This window comes from Variimorphobacter saccharofermentans (assembly GCF_014174405.1).
Lineage (GTDB): Bacteria > Bacillota > Clostridia > Lachnospirales > Lachnospiraceae > Mobilitalea > Mobilitalea saccharofermentans.
In genome coordinates this window covers 4107501-4127138 of record NZ_JACEGA010000001.1, presented here as the reverse complement: position 1 = coordinate 4127138, position 19638 = coordinate 4107501, and the positions used below count along the sequence as shown (strand labels likewise).

Annotated in this window: 16 protein-coding genes and 1 tRNA gene; 10 read left to right on the top strand and 7 right to left on the bottom strand. The window is 34.3% G+C overall.

Annotation, left to right across the window (positions count from 1 at the left end):
- Positions 1–13: 13 nt before the first annotated feature.
- The 7 genes from mnmG to rpmH form a co-directional block, all read right to left on the bottom strand.
- Positions 14–1894 (bottom strand): tRNA uridine-5-carboxymethylaminomethyl(34) synthesis enzyme MnmG, encoded by a 1881-nt coding sequence (mnmG, locus tag H0486_RS18020; protein WP_228354303.1) that lies wholly within the window; start codon positions 1892–1894, stop codon positions 14–16.
- 101 nt (positions 1895–1995) lie between these two features.
- Positions 1996–3372, bottom strand: coding sequence for a tRNA uridine-5-carboxymethylaminomethyl(34) synthesis GTPase MnmE (mnmE, locus tag H0486_RS18015; protein ID WP_228354302.1), 1377 nt, complete (start codon positions 3370–3372; stop codon positions 1996–1998).
- A gap of 90 nt (positions 3373–3462) precedes the next feature.
- Entirely contained in the window at positions 3463–4287 is an 825-nt protein-coding gene (jag, locus tag H0486_RS18010) for an RNA-binding cell elongation regulator Jag/EloR (RefSeq protein ID WP_228354301.1), read from the bottom strand.
- A gap of 2 nt (positions 4288–4289) precedes the next feature.
- Positions 4290–5531, bottom strand: a complete 1242-nt coding sequence (locus tag H0486_RS18005; RefSeq protein ID WP_228354300.1) for a YidC/Oxa1 family membrane protein insertase — start codon at positions 5529–5531, stop codon at positions 4290–4292.
- A gap of 65 nt (positions 5532–5596) precedes the next feature.
- Positions 5597–5812 carry a membrane protein insertion efficiency factor YidD gene (yidD, locus tag H0486_RS18000; RefSeq protein ID WP_330594604.1) on the bottom strand — a complete coding sequence of 72 codons (216 nt, stop codon included), beginning with the start codon at positions 5810–5812 and terminating at the stop codon, positions 5597–5599.
- A gap of 55 nt (positions 5813–5867) precedes the next feature.
- Positions 5868–6203 carry a ribonuclease P protein component gene (rnpA, locus tag H0486_RS17995; protein WP_228354299.1) on the bottom strand — a complete coding sequence of 112 codons (336 nt, stop codon included), beginning with the start codon at positions 6201–6203 and terminating at the stop codon, positions 5868–5870.
- Positions 6204–6322: 119 nt separating this feature from the next.
- Positions 6323–6457 (bottom strand): 50S ribosomal protein L34, encoded by a 135-nt coding sequence (gene rpmH / locus H0486_RS17990; RefSeq protein WP_228354298.1) that lies wholly within the window; start codon positions 6455–6457, stop codon positions 6323–6325.
- 841 nt (positions 6458–7298) lie between these two features.
- Between rpmH and dnaA the strand changes: the two genes are divergently transcribed.
- The 10 genes from dnaA (at position 7299) to H0486_RS17940 (ending at position 19298) form a co-directional block, all read left to right on the top strand.
- On the top strand, positions 7299–8651 hold the full coding sequence (dnaA, locus tag H0486_RS17985) for a chromosomal replication initiator protein DnaA (protein ID WP_228354297.1): 1353 nt from the start codon (positions 7299–7301) through the stop codon (positions 8649–8651).
- Between the two features lie 293 nt (positions 8652–8944).
- Entirely contained in the window at positions 8945–10054 is a 1110-nt protein-coding gene (dnaN, locus tag H0486_RS17980) for a DNA polymerase III subunit beta (protein WP_228354296.1), read from the top strand.
- A 20-nt stretch (positions 10055–10074) separates the two neighbouring features.
- Positions 10075–10284, top strand: coding sequence for an RNA-binding S4 domain-containing protein (locus H0486_RS17975; protein WP_228354295.1), 210 nt, complete (start codon positions 10075–10077; stop codon positions 10282–10284).
- A gap of 93 nt (positions 10285–10377) precedes the next feature.
- A complete protein-coding gene (gene recF / locus H0486_RS17970; protein WP_228354294.1) occupies positions 10378–11469 on the top strand; it encodes a DNA replication/repair protein RecF in 1092 nt (363 codons plus the stop codon).
- 81 nt (positions 11470–11550) lie between these two features.
- Positions 11551–13461: a DNA topoisomerase (ATP-hydrolyzing) subunit B gene (gene gyrB, locus H0486_RS17965; protein ID WP_228354293.1), complete on the top strand. Its 1911-nt coding sequence runs from the start codon at positions 11551–11553 to the stop codon at positions 13459–13461.
- Between the two features lie 39 nt (positions 13462–13500).
- Positions 13501–16122, top strand: a complete 2622-nt coding sequence (gene gyrA / locus H0486_RS17960) for a DNA gyrase subunit A (protein WP_228354292.1) — start codon at positions 13501–13503, stop codon at positions 16120–16122.
- Positions 16123–16189: 67 nt separating this feature from the next.
- On the top strand, positions 16190–17032 hold the full coding sequence (locus tag H0486_RS17955) for a fumarate hydratase (RefSeq protein WP_228354291.1): 843 nt from the start codon (positions 16190–16192) through the stop codon (positions 17030–17032).
- A gap of 75 nt (positions 17033–17107) precedes the next feature.
- Positions 17108–17650, top strand: coding sequence for a Fe-S-containing hydro-lyase (locus H0486_RS17950; protein WP_228354290.1), 543 nt, complete (start codon positions 17108–17110; stop codon positions 17648–17650).
- A 109-nt stretch (positions 17651–17759) separates the two neighbouring features.
- Positions 17760–17847: transfer RNA gene (locus tag H0486_RS17945), tRNA-Ser, on the top strand.
- A gap of 209 nt (positions 17848–18056) precedes the next feature.
- Positions 18057–19298 (top strand): glycoside hydrolase family 5 protein, encoded by a 1242-nt coding sequence (locus H0486_RS17940; RefSeq protein WP_228354289.1) that lies wholly within the window; start codon positions 18057–18059, stop codon positions 19296–19298.
- Positions 19299–19638: the final 340 nt, after the last annotated feature.

Below are 19638 nucleotides of genomic sequence, written 5' to 3'. Positions count from 1 at the left end.
CTCATTTCTTTATTTATGAATTTTTATATTGGGATAAATAAACCAATAAAACAGATATATCTGCAGGAGACACACCGGATATTCTGGAAGCTTGTCCAATTGAAATAGGTCTGTACTTAATCAGCTTTTGCCTAGCTTCAATTCTAAGGCTTGGCACCTTCATATAATCCAAATTATCAGGAATACGTCTGTTTTCTAACTTTCGGAATTTCTCTACCTGACTCAACTGACGCTTAATATACCCGTCATATTTTATATTAATATTAACCTGTTCTATAACATCTCCTGGTAACTTAACTCTGTTTTTATCAATTGGTTCAAGTAGCTCATAATTCAATTCCGGACGACGAATAAGCTCTGCCAGAGTAACCGCTGTACTTAATTCTGAACTTCCAAGCTTTTGAAGTAATTCCTGTACTTCTTTATTTGCTCCTATGTTGGTTCTTTCTAATCGTAATATTTCATTATTAATATCCTCTATTTTCTTGACAAGCTTTTGATATCGCTCTTCACTGATTAAGCCTACCTCATATCCCTTCTTTGTAAGTCTTATATCTGCGTTATCCTGTCTTAATAAAAGACGATACTCAGCTCTTGAAGTCATCATTCGATATGGTTCATGCGTTTCTTTTGTTACCAGATCATCTATTAGTACACCAATATATGCCTCAGATCGATCTAATATTAATGGTTCTTTTCCCTGTAATTTTCTTGCAGCATTAATACCAGCTATTAAGCCCTGTGCAGCAGCCTCTTCATAACCGGAGCTACCATTAAATTGTCCTCCGCTGAACAGTCCTTCTATATTCTTAAACTCCAACGAAAGTTTTAGTTGTAGTGGATTGATACAATCATACTCAATGGCATATGCATTTCTGACAATGTTCGCATTTTCCAGTCCAGGTACGGAACGATACATTTGATATTGTACATCTTCTGGTAAGGAGCTTGACATGCCTGCAATATACATTTCATTTGTATAATTTCCTTCCGGCTCAATAAACACCTGATGCCTGTCCTTATCTGCAAATTTCATCACCTTGTCTTCAATGGATGGACAATACCTTGGACCAGTACCTTTTATTTCTCCACTATAAAGTGGAGATCTATCTATATTCGCTTTAATAATCTCATGAGTTTTGCCATTCGTATAGGTCAACCAACAGGATACCTGCTCTTTCTTTAAATCTTCCGGATCTGTCGTAAATGAGAATGGAACTACCGTTTCATCTCCAAACTGCTCTTCCATTTTTGAGAAGTCAATTGAACGACGATCGATTCTTGCTGGTGTACCTGTCTTAAAACGATACATTTCGATACCTAATGCTTTTAAAGAATCTGTTAAATGAGTAGCCGACTTTAACCCATTTGGACCCGTGTTATTTACTACTTCCCCATAGATACATCGTGCATTTAAATAAGTACCAGTACATAAAATAACTGCTTTACATGGATATATGGCACCGGAATATGTTTTCACACCTGTTATTTTATTCTCTTTTGCTAAAACCTCAGTTACCTCACCTTGTTTTAATGTCAAATTCGGAGTATTCTCCAATACCTTTCTCATAGAATTGGAATATTCCTGTTTATCAGCCTGGGCGCGAAGCGAATGAACAGCAGGACCTTTTGAAACATTCAGCATTTTCGATTGGATATAGGTTCTATCAATATTCTTACCCATTTCTCCACCTAAGGCATCAATCTCTCTAACTAAATGTCCTTTTGATGTTCCTCCAATATTAGGATTGCATGGCATCATCGCAATACTTTCCATATTGATAGTAAATAATAATGTATTTAATTGCAATCTAGCACATGCTAATGCTGCTTCGCAGCCAGCATGTCCAGCCCCTACTACTACAACGTCATAGCTCTCATATACATATGACATATTCAATCCATTCCCTTTCTAATAAAACAACTTTGACTTAAGTCAATTTGTCAAATCAGCACTAAAAATCGTACTTTATAATATTATAATATCATATAACACTATTTTCCCATACAAAATTCTTTAAATATCATATTAACTAAATCTTCCTCTACATTTTCTCCAATTATACGCCCTAATACCTCATATGCATTCATTAAATCTATGGAATAAAAATCCTCAGGCATATCTGCCTCTATGCTTTTTAATACCATCTGCAAACTATCCAGGGCCTGTTGAAATGCCTCTCTATGCCTGTCATTTGTGATATAAATATCTTCATTGAACGTGATTTCCCCTTCAAAAAACATTTTTCGAATCATATTCTCTAGCTGATCAAAACCTAGATTTTCTTTCACAGACATACTTATTATCGGATGATTTGTTTTCTTCTCAATATCCATAGTAGAGATTTTTGTATCAAGATCTGTCTTGTTTAGGACTAATAGTGCTTTTTTATTTTCGATTAACTTTAATATGTTTTCATCATTATCATCTAGCTCTGTAGAAGAATCCAGAACATAAATAATCAGGTCCGCTTCATCTGCAATTCGTAATGCTTTCTCTACACCCATTTTTTCTATTACATCCACTGTGTCACGAATTCCTGCAGTATCTATCACATTCAGCATAATTCCATTAAAATTGATGATTTCCTCTAAAGTATCTCTGGTAGTTCCTGCTATATCAGTTACGATTGCTCTTTCTTCTCCTACTAACGAATTAAGAAGGCTGGACTTTCCGGCATTGGGTTTACCTATTATAGCGGTTTTTATCCCTTCTTTTATTATCTTTCCGTTTTTAGATTCTTTAATAAGTTGATTAATCTCATCACATTCTTGTTTGATATGATTTGCTAATTCATCCTGAAATCCATCTAAACTGATATGCTCAGGGTCATCCAGTGCAGCTTCAATAAAGGCAATATCTCTTAGAATTCGATTTCTAAGGTCTGTAATGATATGATGGATTCTTCCTTTTAACTGATGTAGTGAGTTCTTAAGTGATAACTCATTCTTTGCATGTATTATATCACAAACGGCTTCTGCCTGAGACAAATCTATTCTTCCATTTAAAAAAGCTCTCTTTGTAAACTCACCCGGCTCAGCAATTCTGGCACCATATTTAAGAACTGTCTCAAATACTTTTCTAGTAACTACGATACCTCCGTGACAATTAATCTCGATCGTATCTTCTCTAGTATAAGTTTTCGGTGCTCTCATAATGCTTACCATTACTTCATCAACGATCTCTTCATTATCTACGATATATCCATAATGAATGGTATGACTCTTTTCTTTAGACAATAATTTATTTGCTGACTTTGATCGATAAATACGGTCTATGATCGATAATGAATTATCACCACTAATTCGAATAATACTAATTCCTGCATTACTTAATCCTGTTGCGATAGCTGCGATTGTATCATTACTCATGCCATATCTCCTTATCTAAACTCATAAAAAGGTGCCTTAAAGTATGCTATACTTTTAAGACACCCCCTACTTCAACATACATATTGAATGCTATACTGTTTCAACCTGTTCTTTCTTTTCCTTACTTTCCTTATATTTCTCATAATCCTTTATATAATCGGTACTATAATTCTTGTTATAACCACTTTTACTGATATTGTAAGGTTTGTTATAACCTCTGTTACCGTCTTTATTATAATCCTTACGATATCCACCAGTAGACTTATTATTGGAATACTTTAAATCTCTCATTCCTTTTTTTATATTAACGACCACTTTACGATAAGGCTCTTCACCTTCCGAATAAGTCTCTACATACTTATCATTTTGTAATGCAGAATGAATAATTCTTCTCTCGTATGGATTCATAGGTTCTAAGGAAATAGGCTTTCTTGTTCTCTTAACTTTGAATGCAATATTCTTAGCAAGATTCTCAAGTGTTTCTTTTCTTCGTTCGCGATAATTCTCAGTATCTAATTTAACCTTTACATAGTTTTCACTGTTTTTATTTATAACCAGACTGATTAAATACTGAAGTGAATCAAGGGTTTGTCCTCTTTTTCCTATTAATACACCCATTTCTTCGCCGTCAACATTAATTTCTAATGTGGCATTTTCCTGGTCATATAAAACCTGAATCTCTGCTTGAATATTCATTGCCTGGAATACATCCTGTAAAAATTTCTTTGCTGTATTTTCCAAGCTCATTTTTAAACGTACTTTGATTTTGGCGGGCTTACCGAAGATTCCTAAAAAACCGCTGGATTCTTTTTCAATTATCTCATATTCTATATTATCGATTGTTGTCCCTAATTCCAACATTGCATTGGTTAAGGCTTCATCCACTGTTTTCGCTGAAATTTCTTTCCAATCCATAGTTATTTATCCCCCTTATCTACATTTCTGTTTTTTAATAGATTTGCTATATCTGATATACTTTTGGGAGCGGAAGATGTATCTTCATCATTACTATTATCCTCAGAAGCCTCAACATAATCATTCTCAGCAACAACTTTACTTTCAATATTCTTCGTTTGCTTTCGAGCTAATTCCTGCAATGATGTTCCGTTTCCTTTGTTAGGAGAAACTTTTTTACTGGCCTTCTCTATATTTTTCTCAATTAAATCATCTACATTCACACGATCAAGATATTTGTTTACAAAGAGCTGCTGTATAATAGCAAATATGCTGGTTGCAATCCAGTATAAGCCTACACCAGTTGGTAAGGTAACACAGAATACACCTGACATAATAGGCATTACAACATTCATAGAATTTGTCATTGCTGCAGCGCTATTATTATCATTGCTAGTATTCTTTATCTGCATTTGCTTTCCTTGAATAAACTGTAATCCCATAGCAAGAATCGGTATAAGAATACCAGGGAATTTCCAACCAGGATTATTCGTAATGTTTAATCCAAAGAAGGTATTCACATTCTGAATACTATCAATTTGAGCTGCAATCGTAGCTCCATCACTACCATTATTTACTACATTATTCAAAATGGTAGGAAAACTGGTACGAAATGCCTCCCATTTATCACTACTAAATTTTGAAAGCAAATCAATTATAGAATTTGTATCTGGAAATTCTGTAAGCCGATATCTAGATACTCCTTCCGCTAATGTTGTCAGGGTATCTTTATATTGTGGTACAGATGCAACCTGTAAAGCAACTGATTCATATAAATCCTTTACCTGATTAACATATGCCGGTATATTATTAATAACCTGGAATAATGCAAACATAATTGGTAAAGAAATTAAAAGAGGTAAACAGCCTGCTGTAGGGCTGGCACCATATTTACGATATACTGCTTGTGTCTCTTCCTGTTGTTTTCTTAAAGATGCTTCATCTTTTTTTCCTTTATATTTTGCCTGAATTTTCTGAATTTCAGGGTTCATTCTAGATGAAAGTTTCGTAAATTTCTGTTGTTTAATTGTTAATGGAAGCATTAATGTTTTTGTAATAAAGGTAAATACAAATATTGTTAAAGCAATATTCTGAATACCGAAAAAATGAAAAAATTCATAGATTGCATTCATAATCAAGCCCAAAAGGCTTGCTATCGGACCCAATATTAGTCCACCATTTTTAGTCAAAATTGTAATCAACAATTATTTTTCCTCCTTAGAGCTCCTGTCCTACGACATAATCATACAATAAAAGGATTCGGCCTTTCTTACGGTACCGGATCATACCCTCCTTCATGAAAGGGATGACATCTTAAAACTCTTCTCACAGCTAAATATGTCCCTTTTAAAGCTCCATACTTTTCCAACGCTTCAATTGCATATAAAGAGCAGGTAGGTGTATAGATACAGGTAGATGTTCTCTTCAGAGGTGAAATATATTTTCGATATCCTTTAATCAATATAACTAATATTCTTCTAATTATCACTTCTATACCCCTACAATTATAAATCTCTCTATTTGTTCAGATATTAATCCGTTTATTTTCTAATTTTATGAAGCTTCATCAGGTGTAATAATGCACTTTCTATCTCACTGTAGCTTTTCTCTTTGGCTCCTACTCTGGCCACAACAATAATGTCAAATCCTAATTCAAAGCTATCTTCCGATAATCGATAGCTTTCTCTGATTAATCTGGTTATCCTATGTCTGACAACACTATTTCCAACCTTTTTACTTACCGATATTCCAATACGGTTCTTTTCCATATTATTCTTCTTAACGTACATTACCAAATATTTATTCGCTAACGACTTACCATTACGATATACTTCAACAAACTCTTCGTTTTTCTTTAACGATTCTGTATTATTCATCTAATTAACCTTTCATATATATATAAAAACCTGACATTACGTCAGATTTTTATGTTATATGAAGTATTCTTTCTAGTTTACATTATCAGCAATAGAAGAAAAGGTCACATAATTGCGACCTATGCAGATAACTTCTTTCTTCCTTTTGCTCTTCTGGCAGATAATACTTTTCTGCCTCCTGCTGTACTCATTCTAGCTCTAAACCCGTGTACTCTAGAGTGTGATTTTTTTTTCGGTTGAAATGTCATTTTCATTATTCTGCACCTCCTTTAGCTGCACCGTATTTTATGGTAAGCGAGATTATTATCAATTTTCATAACAAGAAATTGTATTACAATTCACCTTGTTTGCTTATTGGAATATCACGTCTATTATAGACGTTAAGCTCATCTTAGTCAAGTAAATATTTTGCTTTTACCTCTTTATAACTCTATATATTTGATACTTTCGAAGGAAAGAAAAGATGAGATAAGAAAATATATCCTCCGCGGAGCCTCTTTCGCTAAGTTGCTCCTAGTAACGGTACATAAGGCTCTATAGTACAGAGCCCAAGTACCGAGGATTTTATATTTCTATATCTGATTATTTTCTCTTCTTATTTCTGTATATTTATTAGACTTATTTAGTAAATCAATTATCTATATAAATGAGTATTAATATGATATCAACAGAATCTCCACATTCGAGTATAGGTTGAATCTCTTCCTTATATATATGCTTTGATTTTCTGTATGTGGATAAGAATTATTTTTATGTGGATATCTTGTTTTTTTATATTATATCTTTTCTTTGATTCTTCGATTTTACAAACATTTTTATTAATGTTATTAATGTTAAAAATTTATTCACTAATTACACATGTATATATTGTAAAATTTTATTAATAGATCTTTATTAACATTATTCACATCATGAATAATCACAAAACTAACATTGCTTAAATATAAAACTTTTTCTTTTTTATTTTCGACGTCTTCAAGGCTCATCAAAACTATGTTATTGCATTCTATGAAAATAAAGAATGGCATAATAACCATTGAAAATTTAATAATTTTGTTATAATATATATCTATGTGAGTATTAATGGAGGCTACAATGAAAAATTTAATTGAATCAAAATGGGACGAGATATTAAAATATCTGATAACTGAATATGGAATTACAGATGTATCATATAATACATGGCTTCGTCCGTTGAAAATATATGATGTGGTTGATCATGTAATTACAATTCTGATTAACGACGAGCGTATTGGACCTCCGAGTCTCAATGTCATCCGTAATAAATATGAGCTTTTACTAAAAGTTTCTATAGAAGAAGTCATGAATGAACCTTATGAGATTAAGTTTGTTCTTCAAAGTCAGATAGATTCAGTGGAGAAGATGGCTGAACCCGTTACTTCGAAAAAGAAACCGAATGATCAAACTTTTCTAAATGCCAGATATACGTTTGATACATTTGTAGTCGGAGGAAATAATGAATTTGCTAGAGCTGCTGCATTAGCTGTTGCAGAAAACCCGGGTGAAATTTATAACCCTCTTTTTATTTATGGCGGAGTTGGTCTCGGGAAGACACACTTAATGCATTCTATTGCTCATTTTGTGTTGAATCAGAATCCGGATACCAAGGTACTTTATGTTACCAGTGAAAAATTTACGAATGAATTAATTGAAGCAATTCAAAAAAAGACTACAATGCAATTTCGTGAAAAATATAGAAGTATTGATATTTTGCTAATTGATGATATTCAATTTATAATAGGAAAAGAAAGTACACAGGAAGAGTTTTTCCATACCTTTAACACTCTTCACGAATCGAAAAAGCAAATTATTATATCCAGTGATCGTCCTCCAAAGGAGATGCTAACATTAGAAGACAGACTTCGTTCTCGTTTTGAGCACGGATTAATGGCAGATATTCAATCTCCAGATTATGAAACTAGAATGGCAATTCTTAAGAAGAAGGAAGAGTTGGACGGATATAAGATTGATGAAGAAGTATTACGCTATATCGCAACCAATATTAAGTCCAATATTCGTGAATTGGAAGGAGCACTCACCAAGATTGTTGCTTTCTCAAGATTAAAAAAGAGAGAACTGAATGTTCTCCTTGCAGAAGAGGCATTACAAGATATCATTTCTCCAAACGAGAAAAAAGTAATTACTCCTGAATTAATTGTAGAAGTAGTCGCAGAACATCACAATATATCTCCTAGTGAAATATATTCGAAGGATAAGAGTCGCAATATTTCCTATCCAAGACAGATCGCTATGTATCTTTGCCGTCGATTAACTGATTTGTCCGTTACAGAGATTGGAAAGATTCTTGGTAACCGTGATCACTCAACAGTACTTCATGGATATGATAAGGTATCAAAGGATATTGCGAAAGATTCATCTTTACATAATACTATTGATGTATTAATAAAGAAGATAAATCCGGAATAGGATAGCGTAATAATAAAATTATTTATTATAATACTATGTTTGTTATACGTTAATAACCGGTTGATAGGTTGTTGATATACTGTTAATAATTTTATTACCAGTTTTTCCATCCATAATGAATTGAATTTTTCCACATGTTATGAAAAGGATTTTTACACTGTTATTAATTGCTGCAAGTCCTGCTTTTTAAGGCAAAATCAAGGATATCAACAAATACACGTCCCTTATTAATGTTATTACTAAGAATCTTTTATATATTTATATCTTTTATCGTGAAGGGAGATTATACACATATGAAAATCCAATGTCAAAAATCGGATCTTTTAAATGGTGTTAATATTGTTTTGAAAGCAGTACCTGTAAAATCAACGATGCCAATTTTGGAATGTCTAATTATAGAAGCAACAGAACAGACTATTAAATTGATAGCAAATGATATGGAATTAGGAATTGAGACCTTAGTTAAGGGAACCATTCATGAAACGGGATCTGTTGCATTGAACGCTAAGATCTTTTCAGAAATTATAAGAAGATTACCTGAAAATGATGTATACATTACTACTGATCATAATTATATGACAGAAATAGTTTGCGAGAAGGCTAAATTCTCTATATCGGGTAGATCAGGAGAAGAGTTTCCATATCTTCCTAATATTGAGAAGGATAATCCGGTTGTATTATCCCAATTTACATTAAAGGAAGTGATAAGACAAACTGTATTTTCAATTTCCGATAATGAAAGTAATAAAATAATGACCGGAGAATTATTTGAGATAAAGAATAATGAACTAAGAGTTATTTCCCTGGATGGTCATAGAATCTCTATTCGAAAAATATTAATGAAGGACTCCTATGAAGATCGAAAAGTTATTATACCTGGAAAAACATTAAATGAGATCAGTAAAATATTATCGGGAGAAGTATCTTCGTTAGTGAATATCTTCTTTACGGACAAGCATGCTTTATTTGAGTTTGATGATACAGTTGTGTTAACGAGATTAATTGAAGGGGAATACTACCGTATCGATCAGATGCTTTCCAGTGATTACGAAACTAAGGTTACGATAAATAAAAAAGAACTTCAGAACTGTATTGAAAGAGCTTCGTTATTGATTCGTGAAACGGATAAGAAACCAATTATTTTAGATATATCGAATAATAATTTTGAATTAAAGATTAATACAGCGATCGGTTCCATGAACGAAGAAATCGATATTACACTTGAAGGAAAAGATATCATTATTGGATTTAATCCAAAATTCTTATTGGATGCATTAAGAGTAATTGATGATGAGACAGTTGATATTTATTTAATAAATGCGAAAGCTCCCTGCTTCATCCGTAATCAGGATCAGTCATACATTTATTTAATATTACCTGTAAATATTAATGTTACGGCATAGATTCTGGAAAGGATGAAAGTATGCATCAAATAAAACTAAGAGAAGACTATATTAAATTAGGTCAGGCATTGAAAGCAGCTGGACTTGTTGGTTCAGGAGTAGATGCTAAAAATGAGATTCTTGACGGTTACGTGAAAGTGAATGGTAATGTTGAGTTACAAAGAGGTAAAAAGCTCTATGACGGAGATATGGTAGAGTATAAGGGAGAACAGATAAAGATAATAAAATAACATAATTTTATATTGATTTATATGATTGTTCATATATGAAACTTATTAAGAATCAATATTGAATATGATGCAGAAGGAATTGTTGGTGTAAACATGATTGTAAAATCATTAGAATTAAAAGATTATCGTAACTATAATAATCTTAATGTGCAATTTCATAGTGGTACTAATATATTATATGGTGAAAATGCTCAGGGAAAAACCAATATTCTGGAAGCAATTTATCTTTGTGGAACTACGAAATCACATCGTGGAAGTAAAGATAAAGAAGTTATCATGTTCGAAAAAGAGGAATCTCATATAAGAGTACAGTTAGATAAAAATAATATAGAGCATCGAATTGATTTACACTTGAAAAAAAATAAAGCCAAAGGGGTTGCCATAGATGGCCATCCAATAAAAAAGCAAGGTGAATTGTTTGGTATGTTAAACCTTGTGTTTTTTTCGCCGGAGGATCTTTATATTATTAAGAATGGACCAAGTGAAAGAAGAAGATTCCTCGATTTGGAACTATGCCAGTTAGATAAAATCTATCTTAATAATTTGTCGAATTATAATAAAGTACTTCAACAAAGAAACAATTTGTTAAAGCAAATTGGTTTTAATCGGAATTTATTGGAAACACTATATATATGGGATGCTAAATTAATTGAGTACGGGAAAAAGATAATTGTATCCCGTTTTGATTTTATTGATAAGTTAAATTCTATTGTTGGTGATATACATAAGAAACTTACGGGTGGTAAGGAAGAATTAAAGCTTCAGTATGAACCAAATGTTGAGGTTCATATATTTGAAGATAAGTTAAAGAAATCACTTGAACGTGACTTAGCATTAAAAATGACAAATGTAGGTCCTCATAGAGATGACTTTAATTTTTTAGTAGGAACCATAGATATTCGAAAGTATGGATCCCAGGGTCAACAACGAACAGCTGCTTTATCTTGTAAGCTTGCAGAAATTGATTTGGTTAAGTCAATTATTAAGGATAATCCGATATTATTATTGGATGATGTATTATCTGAATTGGACAGGCAAAGACAAACATATTTGTTAAACAGTATAGGAGAGATACAGACAATTATTACCTGTACTGGATTGGAAGAGTTTATTAATCATAGGTTTCAATATAATAAGATATTTCATGTAGAAGAGGGTAATGTAACAGAGAAGAATCAGCTTTAGGTGTTTGACTAAGTTAGATTCCAGAAGTATATTATCGCAGAGCAGGGAGGGAAAAGCCTCCCGAAAACAGGGAGGAAGATTATGAGTAACGAATATGGTGCTGATCAAATTCAAATACTAGAAGGTTTGGAGGCTGTTAGAAAAAGGCCGGGTATGTATATTGGATCTACTTCTTCCAAAGGGCTACATCACCTCGTTTATGAAATTGTCGATAATGCAATTGACGAGGCTTTGGCAGGATATTGTGATACCATTGATGTGACGATTAATCCAAATAATTCTGTAACTGTCATTGATAATGGTCGTGGTATACCCGTTGGTATTAATCAAAAGGCCGGCATTCCAGCAGTAGAAGTTGTATTTACCATATTGCATGCAGGTGGAAAATTCGGTGGTGGAGGATATAAGGTATCTGGAGGACTCCATGGCGTAGGTGCATCTGTCGTAAATGCTTTATCGGAATGGCTGGAAGTCGAAATATGTGTTGATGGAAAAAAATATTTTCAAAGATATGAACGTGGTAAGGTTATGAATCCTCTTAAGGAAATTGGTGATTCCGACTGTAGAGGAACAAAGGTAACATTTTTACCAGATAAAGAAATATTTGAAGAAACCGTATATGATTTTGATGTATTGAAGCAAAGACTTCGGGAGATGGCTTTTTTAACAAAGAATATAAAGATTAATCTGCGTGATCTTCGAGAGGAAGAAGTTAAAGAAAGAACATTTCATTATGCCGGAGGAATTAAGGAATACGTTGAATATTTAAATAAACATAAGGATCCCATATATCCCGAAATAATCTATTGTGAGGGACAAAGGGACGCAGTATATGTTGAAGTTGCATTACAGCATAACAATACCTATACAGAAGGAATCTACAGTTTTGTTAATAATATAACAACTCCGGAAGGAGGTACCCATCTGGCAGGTTTTAAGAATGCCATTACGAAAACCTTTAATGATTATGCAAGGGCTCAAAAATACTTGAAGGATACCGATGCAAATCTATCCGGTGAGGATATTCGAGAAGGATTAACAGCGATTATCAGTGTTAAGATACCGGAACCTCAGTTTGAAGGACAAACAAAGCAAAAGCTTGGTAATAGTGAAGCCAGAGGGGCAGTAGATAGTGTAGTGAGTGAGCAGCTGACTTATTTTCTTGAGCAGAATCCAAATGTAGCTAAAATAATATGTGAAAAAGCAGTTTTAGCACAAAGAGCGAGGGATGCGGCAAGAAAAGCAAGAGATTTAACAAGAAGAAAGACTGCTTTAGAGGGAATGAGTCTGCCAGGTAAGCTTGCCGATTGTTCTGAGAAGGATCCTTCAAAATGTGAAATATATATTGTTGAGGGTGATTCTGCGGGTGGATCTGCGAAGACGGCCAGATCAAGAGCAACTCAGGCAATACTACCTTTGCGTGGTAAGATTCTAAATGTAGAAAAATCGAGACTTGATAAGATTTTGGTCAATAATGAAATAAAGGCAATGATCACTGCGTTTGGAACTGGTATATCGGAGGATTTTGATATTACCAAATTAAGATATCACAAGATAATTATTATGACAGATGCCGATGTAGATGGTGCCCATATCAGTACATTACTGCTTACCTTCTTCTATCGCTTTATGCCGGAATTAATCAAGCAGGGTTATGTCTATAAGGCACAACCACCTCTTTACAAAGTAGAAAAGAATAAAATTGTTCGATATGCATATAGCGATGAGGAATTGAATCAAATATTAACAGAGTTAGGAAGAGATGGTAATAACAAGATTCAGCGGTATAAGGGTCTTGGTGAAATGGACGCAGAACAGCTTTGGGATACTACGATGGATCCGGAGAAAAGAGTTTTACTCCGTGTAACAATGGATGAAGAGGAATCTTCAGAAATTGATTTAACCTTTACAACTTTAATGGGTGACAAAGTAGAACCTAGAAGAGAGTTCATTGAAGCAAATGCAAAGTATGTTAAAAATCTGGATATTTAATAGATAAAATCAGGGAAAAGTTTGAACGGAGGAAAAGGAATGGATGAGTTTATCTTCGACAAGGTGCATGATGTCGATCTGAGAAAAACCATGGAAACATCATATATTGATTATGCCATGTCTGTTATCGCCGCACGTGCCTTGCCCGATGTAAGGGACGGATTAAAACCGGTACAAAGAAGAATTTTATATGCAATGATAGAATTGAATAATGGACCTGATAAACCGCATCGTAAATGTGCGCGTATTGTCGGTGATACCATGGGTAAATATCATCCGCATGGAGATAGCTCTATTTATGAAGCATTAGTAAAACTTGCACAGGATTTTTCTACCAGATATCCTTTAATTGATGGACATGGAAACTTTGGTTCGATTGATGGTGATGGTGCAGCGGCTATGCGTTATACAGAGGCTCGCTTAAGTAAGATTTCCATGGAAATGTTATCGGACATCAATAAAGATACCGTTGACTTTTCTCCGAACTTTGATGAAACAGAAAAAGAACCAAATGTATTACCTTCAAGATATCCGAATCTGTTAGTAAATGGTACCTCAGGTATTGCAGTTGGTATGGCGACTAATATTCCGCCTCATAATTTACGTGAGGTTATTAATGGTGTTCTGAAAATTATAGATAATTATGTTGAGGAAGACAGAGAGACAGATATTGAAGAATTACTGGAGATTATTAAAGGACCTGACTTTCCTACAGGAGCAGAAATCCTAGGAACAGCTGGAATTAATGAAGCATATCGTACCGGTAGAGGTAAGATCAGGGTAAGAGCAGTTACCAATATTGAGCCTATGGCCAATGGGAAAAATCGTATTATAGTTACGGAATTGCCATACATGGTAAATAAGGCTCGATTAATAGAGAAAATAGCAGATTTAGTAAAAGAAAAGAAAATAGATGGTATTACGGAGCTTCGTGATGAATCTGACCGTACCGGTATGAGAATTGTTATCGAGCTACGGAGAGATGTAAATGCCAATGTAATATTGAATCATTTATATAAACATACTCAATTACAGGATACCTTTGGCGTTATTATGCTTGCTCTGGTTAATAATGAACCTCGCGTATTAAATCTTTATCAGATGCTTGATTATTATCTGCAACATCAAAAAGAGGTTGTTACCAGAAGAACAAAGTATGACTTAAATAAAGCAGAGGAAAGAGCACATATTTTACAAGGCTTATTAATCGCTCTTGATAATATTGATGAAGTAATTTCAATTATACGTTCCTCGCAGAATGGTAATATAGCGAAGGAAAGATTGATTGAACGATTTGCTTTATCCGATCCACAGGCGCAAGCAATCATTGACATGAGGCTACGTGCATTGACCGGTTTGGAAAGAGAAAAACTGGAAAATGAATTTGCAGAACTTATGAATAAGATTGCTGAGTATAAAGCAATACTTGCAGATGAAAAGAAATTACTTGGCGTTATAAAAGAAGAGATAACGATTATACGTGACAAGTATGGAGATGAAAGAAGAACTTCCATTGGATATGATGAATTTGATATTTCCATGGAAGATTTAATACCTAATGAGAATACAGTTATCGCCATGACTAGACTTGGTTATATCAAGAGAATGACAATTGATAACTTCAAGAGTCAGCATCGTGGAGGTAAAGGAATTAAGGGTATGCAGACAATTGAGGAGGATTTCATAGAAGATCTTCTGATGACGACAAATCATCATTATATTATGTTCTTTACGAATAAAGGACGGGTATATCGACTAAAAGCATATGAAATTCCAGAATCAAGCAGAACTGCCAGAGGAACAGCTATTGTAAATCTGTTGCAGCTATTGCCGGAGGAAAGAATTACTGCAATAATTCCATTAAAAGAATACAAATCAGACCGCTTCCTGTTCATGGCAACCAAGAATGGAATTGTTAAGAAGACGCCGATTCGTGATTATGAGAATATCAGAAAGTCCGGATTACAGGCAATTAATTTAAGGGAAGATGATGAGTTGATAGAAGTAAAATCAACGAATCTTCAAAAAGATATATTCTTGATAACGAAGAATGGTATGTGTATTCGCTTTAATGAAAGGGATGTACGTCCTACCGGCAGAACCTCTATGGGTGTAATCGGAATGACCTTAACCGGTGAGGATGAAGTAGTTGGAATGCAATTAAATACACAGGGTAAATACTTACTCTTCGTATCTGAAAATGGTATGGGCAAGTGTACTGATATGGATGAATTTACAGTACAGCGCCGAGGAGGAAAAGGAGTAAAATGCTATAAGATCACCGAAAAAACAGGTGATGTAGTAGGTGTTAAGGCAGTAAGTGAAGATAACGAAGTAATGTTAATCACTACAGAAGGAATTATCATTCGTATAATGGTGAGTGATATCTCAGTACTTGGGCGTATTACTTCAGGAGTAAAGCTAATGGCTATCGATACGGATACCGACATCAAGGTTGCTAGCTTAGCAAAGGTAAGAGAAAGCAATAATAATACAACAGATGAGGAAGTAATCAAGAATTTAGAGAAAGAACTGGATGAAGAGAATGCTTCGATTGATTTATCCAACTATATGGATTCTGAACTGGATGATTATATGGATGACACAGACGATGTGATCAATGAGGATGATTCAGAACTGGAAGAAGAAGAGGATAAATAATCAAAGTAATTAATTTCTAAGAATTCTTACCAAGCAGGTATGGAATTATATAAGAGCTGAGGTATATATGAGAATAATTCAAACAGAAGATATAATAAAAAATATTAAGGAAATGTGCATCGAAGCCAACTATCAGTTGGCTTCTGATGTAGAAAAGCGGGTTCGGAGCGCATATGAGCAGGAAACCTCCACTCTTGGTAAACAGATACTAGGACAACTAGGGGAGAATCTTGATATAGCATCAGAAGATTCTATACCGATTTGTCAGGATACCGGTATGGCAGTTGTTTTTATTAAAATTGGTCAAAACGTAAGTATTGAAGGAATGAATCTGGAGGATGCTATTAATGAAGGAATCCGCCAAGGATATAGGGAAGGCTATTTAAGAAAATCAGTTGTATCTGATCCGTTAATTAGAGATAATACAAAAGACAATACACCGGGAATTATCCATTATGAAATAGTACCGGGAGATCATATTGAAATCACAGTGGCTCCCAAAGGTTTTGGAAGCGAGAATATGAGCAGAGTATATATGTTGAAGCCATCAGATGGTATGGAAGGAATAAAGCAGGCAGTACTTGAAACAGTAAAGTTAGCCGGGCCAAATGCCTGTCCTCCTATTGTAGTAGGAGTAGGAATCGGGGGAACCTTTGAGAAATGTGCTATACTGGCTAAGAAGGCATTGGCAAGAAGCATGGATACTCCTTCAGACAAAGAACATATAAAAAAGCTGGAAGAGGAGCTTCTTGACGAAATCAATAAGCTCGGTATAGGACCTGGAGGGTTAGGGGGTAAAACAACCACACTGGGAGTGAATATTGAGACCTACCCGACTCACATAGCCGGACTTCCGGTAGCGATTAATATTTGTTGTCATGTTAATCGACATGTAACTCGGATTTTGTAGTGTGACACATCTATAACATATGACAAAGATCATTACGAATTCTGATTATTATATAGAATCGTAGATGGAGGATTTATGGATAAATATATCAATACCCCCCTTACAACGGATAAGGTAGAAGACTTACAGGCCGGTGATTATGTATATATTACCGGAACCATCTATTCGGCAAGAGATGCAGCACATAAGAGAATGTATGAAGCTATGATGAATGGTGATAACATTCCTATAAATTTAAGGGATACCATTCTTTATTATCTTGGACCCACTCCAGAACGGGAAGGGCAAGTAATTGGATCTGCAGGACCGACTACCAGCAGTCGTATGGATAAATATACACCTCTTCTTTTAGATCATGGTTTAAAGGGTATGATAGGAAAAGGAAAGAGAAGTAAAGAAGTAATAGAATCCATGATAAAGAATAAAGCAGTATATTTTGCAGCAGTTGGCGGAGCAGGAGCGCTACTTTCAAAAAGAATTAAATCCTCGAAAGTAATTGCCTATGACGATCTGGGAACAGAGGCTATTCGTGAACTTTATGTTGAGAACTTTCCTGTGATTGTTGTAATTGATTCAAATGGAAATAATTTATATGAAATAGTTATGCAAAGCAGTTGACAAACGAAAATCCATTTGCTATACTAAGTTTTGCCTTTGTAAAATAGTAGGCAAGCAATTGAATATGGGCATTAGAAGACTACTTCGAATGCATATAAGTTCAGTTACTGGAGAAATACTCAAGTGGCCGAAGAGGCGCCCCTGCTAAGGGTGTAGGTCGGGCAACCGGCGCGAGGGTTCAAATCCCTCTTTCTCCGTTATTATTTATAGAAAAGACTGTCGCAGAATCTGCGGCAGTTTTTTGTACGTAATTTAATATTAAAATCTTAAGTGTATATTAGCAAAGGACTATTCACACAATAATTATTTTATTAAGCATTAACCTATGATATACTGTAAAGAAATGTTATATTTATCAAATAGTGTATGGATATTAGATATACCATAGTATAGGGGGTACGAAATAATGAAAAGGGTTTACATAACTTTAATAATGCTGATTTTTACTATTTATTTATTTGCATGTAGTAAAGAAAATCAGCTACAAGAAAAAACTCAGATAGAAACAGCTACAAATGAGGAGATCTCTGTGACGCCAACGGAGAAAGGAGAAGTTAAAGACCAGCAGTCTTCTCAGAATGAGCAAACATCTCCAGTAAAAAAAGAGACAATTGAACGACAGGAAATGCGAGATATATCATCTGTGGAACTTATAAAAGAAATGAAAATCGGGTGGAACTTAGGGAATACTATGGATGCTACCGGAGGTAATGGGGTTAACTCAGAGTTATCCTGGGGAAATCCATTAACTAACGAAGAAATGATAAAAACGATTAAGGCAGCAGGATTTAATATTCTAAGAATTCCTATTACTTGGGAGAAACATTTAGGACCGGCGCCGGATTACATCATCGATGAGGCGTGGTTAAACCGAGTTCAAACCATAGTAAACTATGGGATTGATAGTGATATGTTTGTAATAATTAATATGCACCATGAGGATTGGCATTTTCCTTCATATGAAAATGCGGATAATGCAAAGGATATTTTAACAAAGGTGTGGAGGCAGATTGCAGACCGTTTTGAGAATTACGATGAGCACTTAATATTCGAAGATTTAAATGAACCCCGAATGAAGGGAACGAATGTTGAGTGGACTGGGGGAAATGAAGAAGGAAGAGATGTTGTAAATCAGCTAAATGCAGCATTCATAGAAACTATTCGTAATTCAGGAGGAAATAACCCATTAAGACATTTAATGATTCCACCATACGCAGCATCTTCTGATCCAATTACATGGAGTAATTTTATTGTACCAGAGGATGATAAAGTAATTGTATCGATACATGCATATACACCCTGGAACTTTACTCTCAATGAATATGGAACCTCAGAATGGACATTGAGTAATAGTAACGATACCTGGGAAATCGATAACCTGATGAATAACATATATGAAAGCTTTATTAGTAAAGGTATTCCAGTTATCATCGGAGAATTTGGTGCGAGGGACAAAGAGAATATGCAAAGCCGAGTAGAATGGGCAGAATACTATGTTCAGAGCGCAACAGAAAAGGGCATTCCTTGTATTTGGTGGGATAATGGTGCTTTTACCGGAGAGGGAGAGCTATTCGGAATACTGGATCGCAGAGGTCTGTCTTGGAAGTACCCTGAAATAGTGGATGCATTAATGAAAGGAATACAATAAACGATTGATAAATGGCGTTTCAATAGGGACAATACGATTGCAGTTTCAGATTAAATGTTCTATAGTATTGTTCTTGGAGAAATGCCATTTATTATGTAATATATTATAGAAAGAAATATCTTATTGTAAATAAGAAAACGATTAGGTCATTTAAAATTTCAGACAATTTGTCAATAATAGGCAATCGTTAATACGATTATTGAAAGAATGAAGTCTTAGATTATTGATTATTACATAATAACAGAGAATGATTGTTTCAACAAAAGCCTTGTTATTACGGGGTTATTACAGCATTAAATACATAATATTATGTCGCATTGTCTAAGTTAAATATATTATT

Coding starts and splice junctions, on each gene's coding strand:
- mnmG (WP_228354303.1), bottom strand. CDS start 1,894: ATGTCATATGTATATGAGAGCTATGACGTTGTAGTAGTAGGGGCTGGA.
- mnmE (WP_228354302.1), bottom strand. CDS start 3,372: ATGAGTAATGATACAATCGCAGCTATCGCAACAGGATTAAGTAATGCA.
- jag (WP_228354301.1), bottom strand. CDS start 4,287: ATGGATTGGAAAGAAATTTCAGCGAAAACAGTGGATGAAGCCTTAACC.
- rnpA (WP_228354299.1), bottom strand. CDS start 6,203: ATGAATAATACAGAATCGTTAAAGAAAAACGAAGAGTTTGTTGAAGTA.
- rpmH (WP_228354298.1), bottom strand. CDS start 6,457: ATGAAAATGACATTTCAACCGAAAAAAAAATCACACTCTAGAGTACAC.
- dnaA (WP_228354297.1), top strand. CDS start 7,299: ATGAAAAATTTAATTGAATCAAAATGGGACGAGATATTAAAATATCTG.
- dnaN (WP_228354296.1), top strand. CDS start 8,945: ATGAAAATCCAATGTCAAAAATCGGATCTTTTAAATGGTGTTAATATT.
- H0486_RS17975 (WP_228354295.1), top strand. CDS start 10,075: ATGCATCAAATAAAACTAAGAGAAGACTATATTAAATTAGGTCAGGCA.
- recF (WP_228354294.1), top strand. CDS start 10,378: ATGATTGTAAAATCATTAGAATTAAAAGATTATCGTAACTATAATAAT.
- gyrB (WP_228354293.1), top strand. CDS start 11,551: ATGAGTAACGAATATGGTGCTGATCAAATTCAAATACTAGAAGGTTTG.
- gyrA (WP_228354292.1), top strand. CDS start 13,501: ATGGATGAGTTTATCTTCGACAAGGTGCATGATGTCGATCTGAGAAAA.
- H0486_RS17955 (WP_228354291.1), top strand. CDS start 16,190: ATGAGAATAATTCAAACAGAAGATATAATAAAAAATATTAAGGAAATG.
- H0486_RS17950 (WP_228354290.1), top strand. CDS start 17,108: ATGGATAAATATATCAATACCCCCCTTACAACGGATAAGGTAGAAGAC.
- H0486_RS17940 (WP_228354289.1), top strand. CDS start 18,057: ATGAAAAGGGTTTACATAACTTTAATAATGCTGATTTTTACTATTTAT.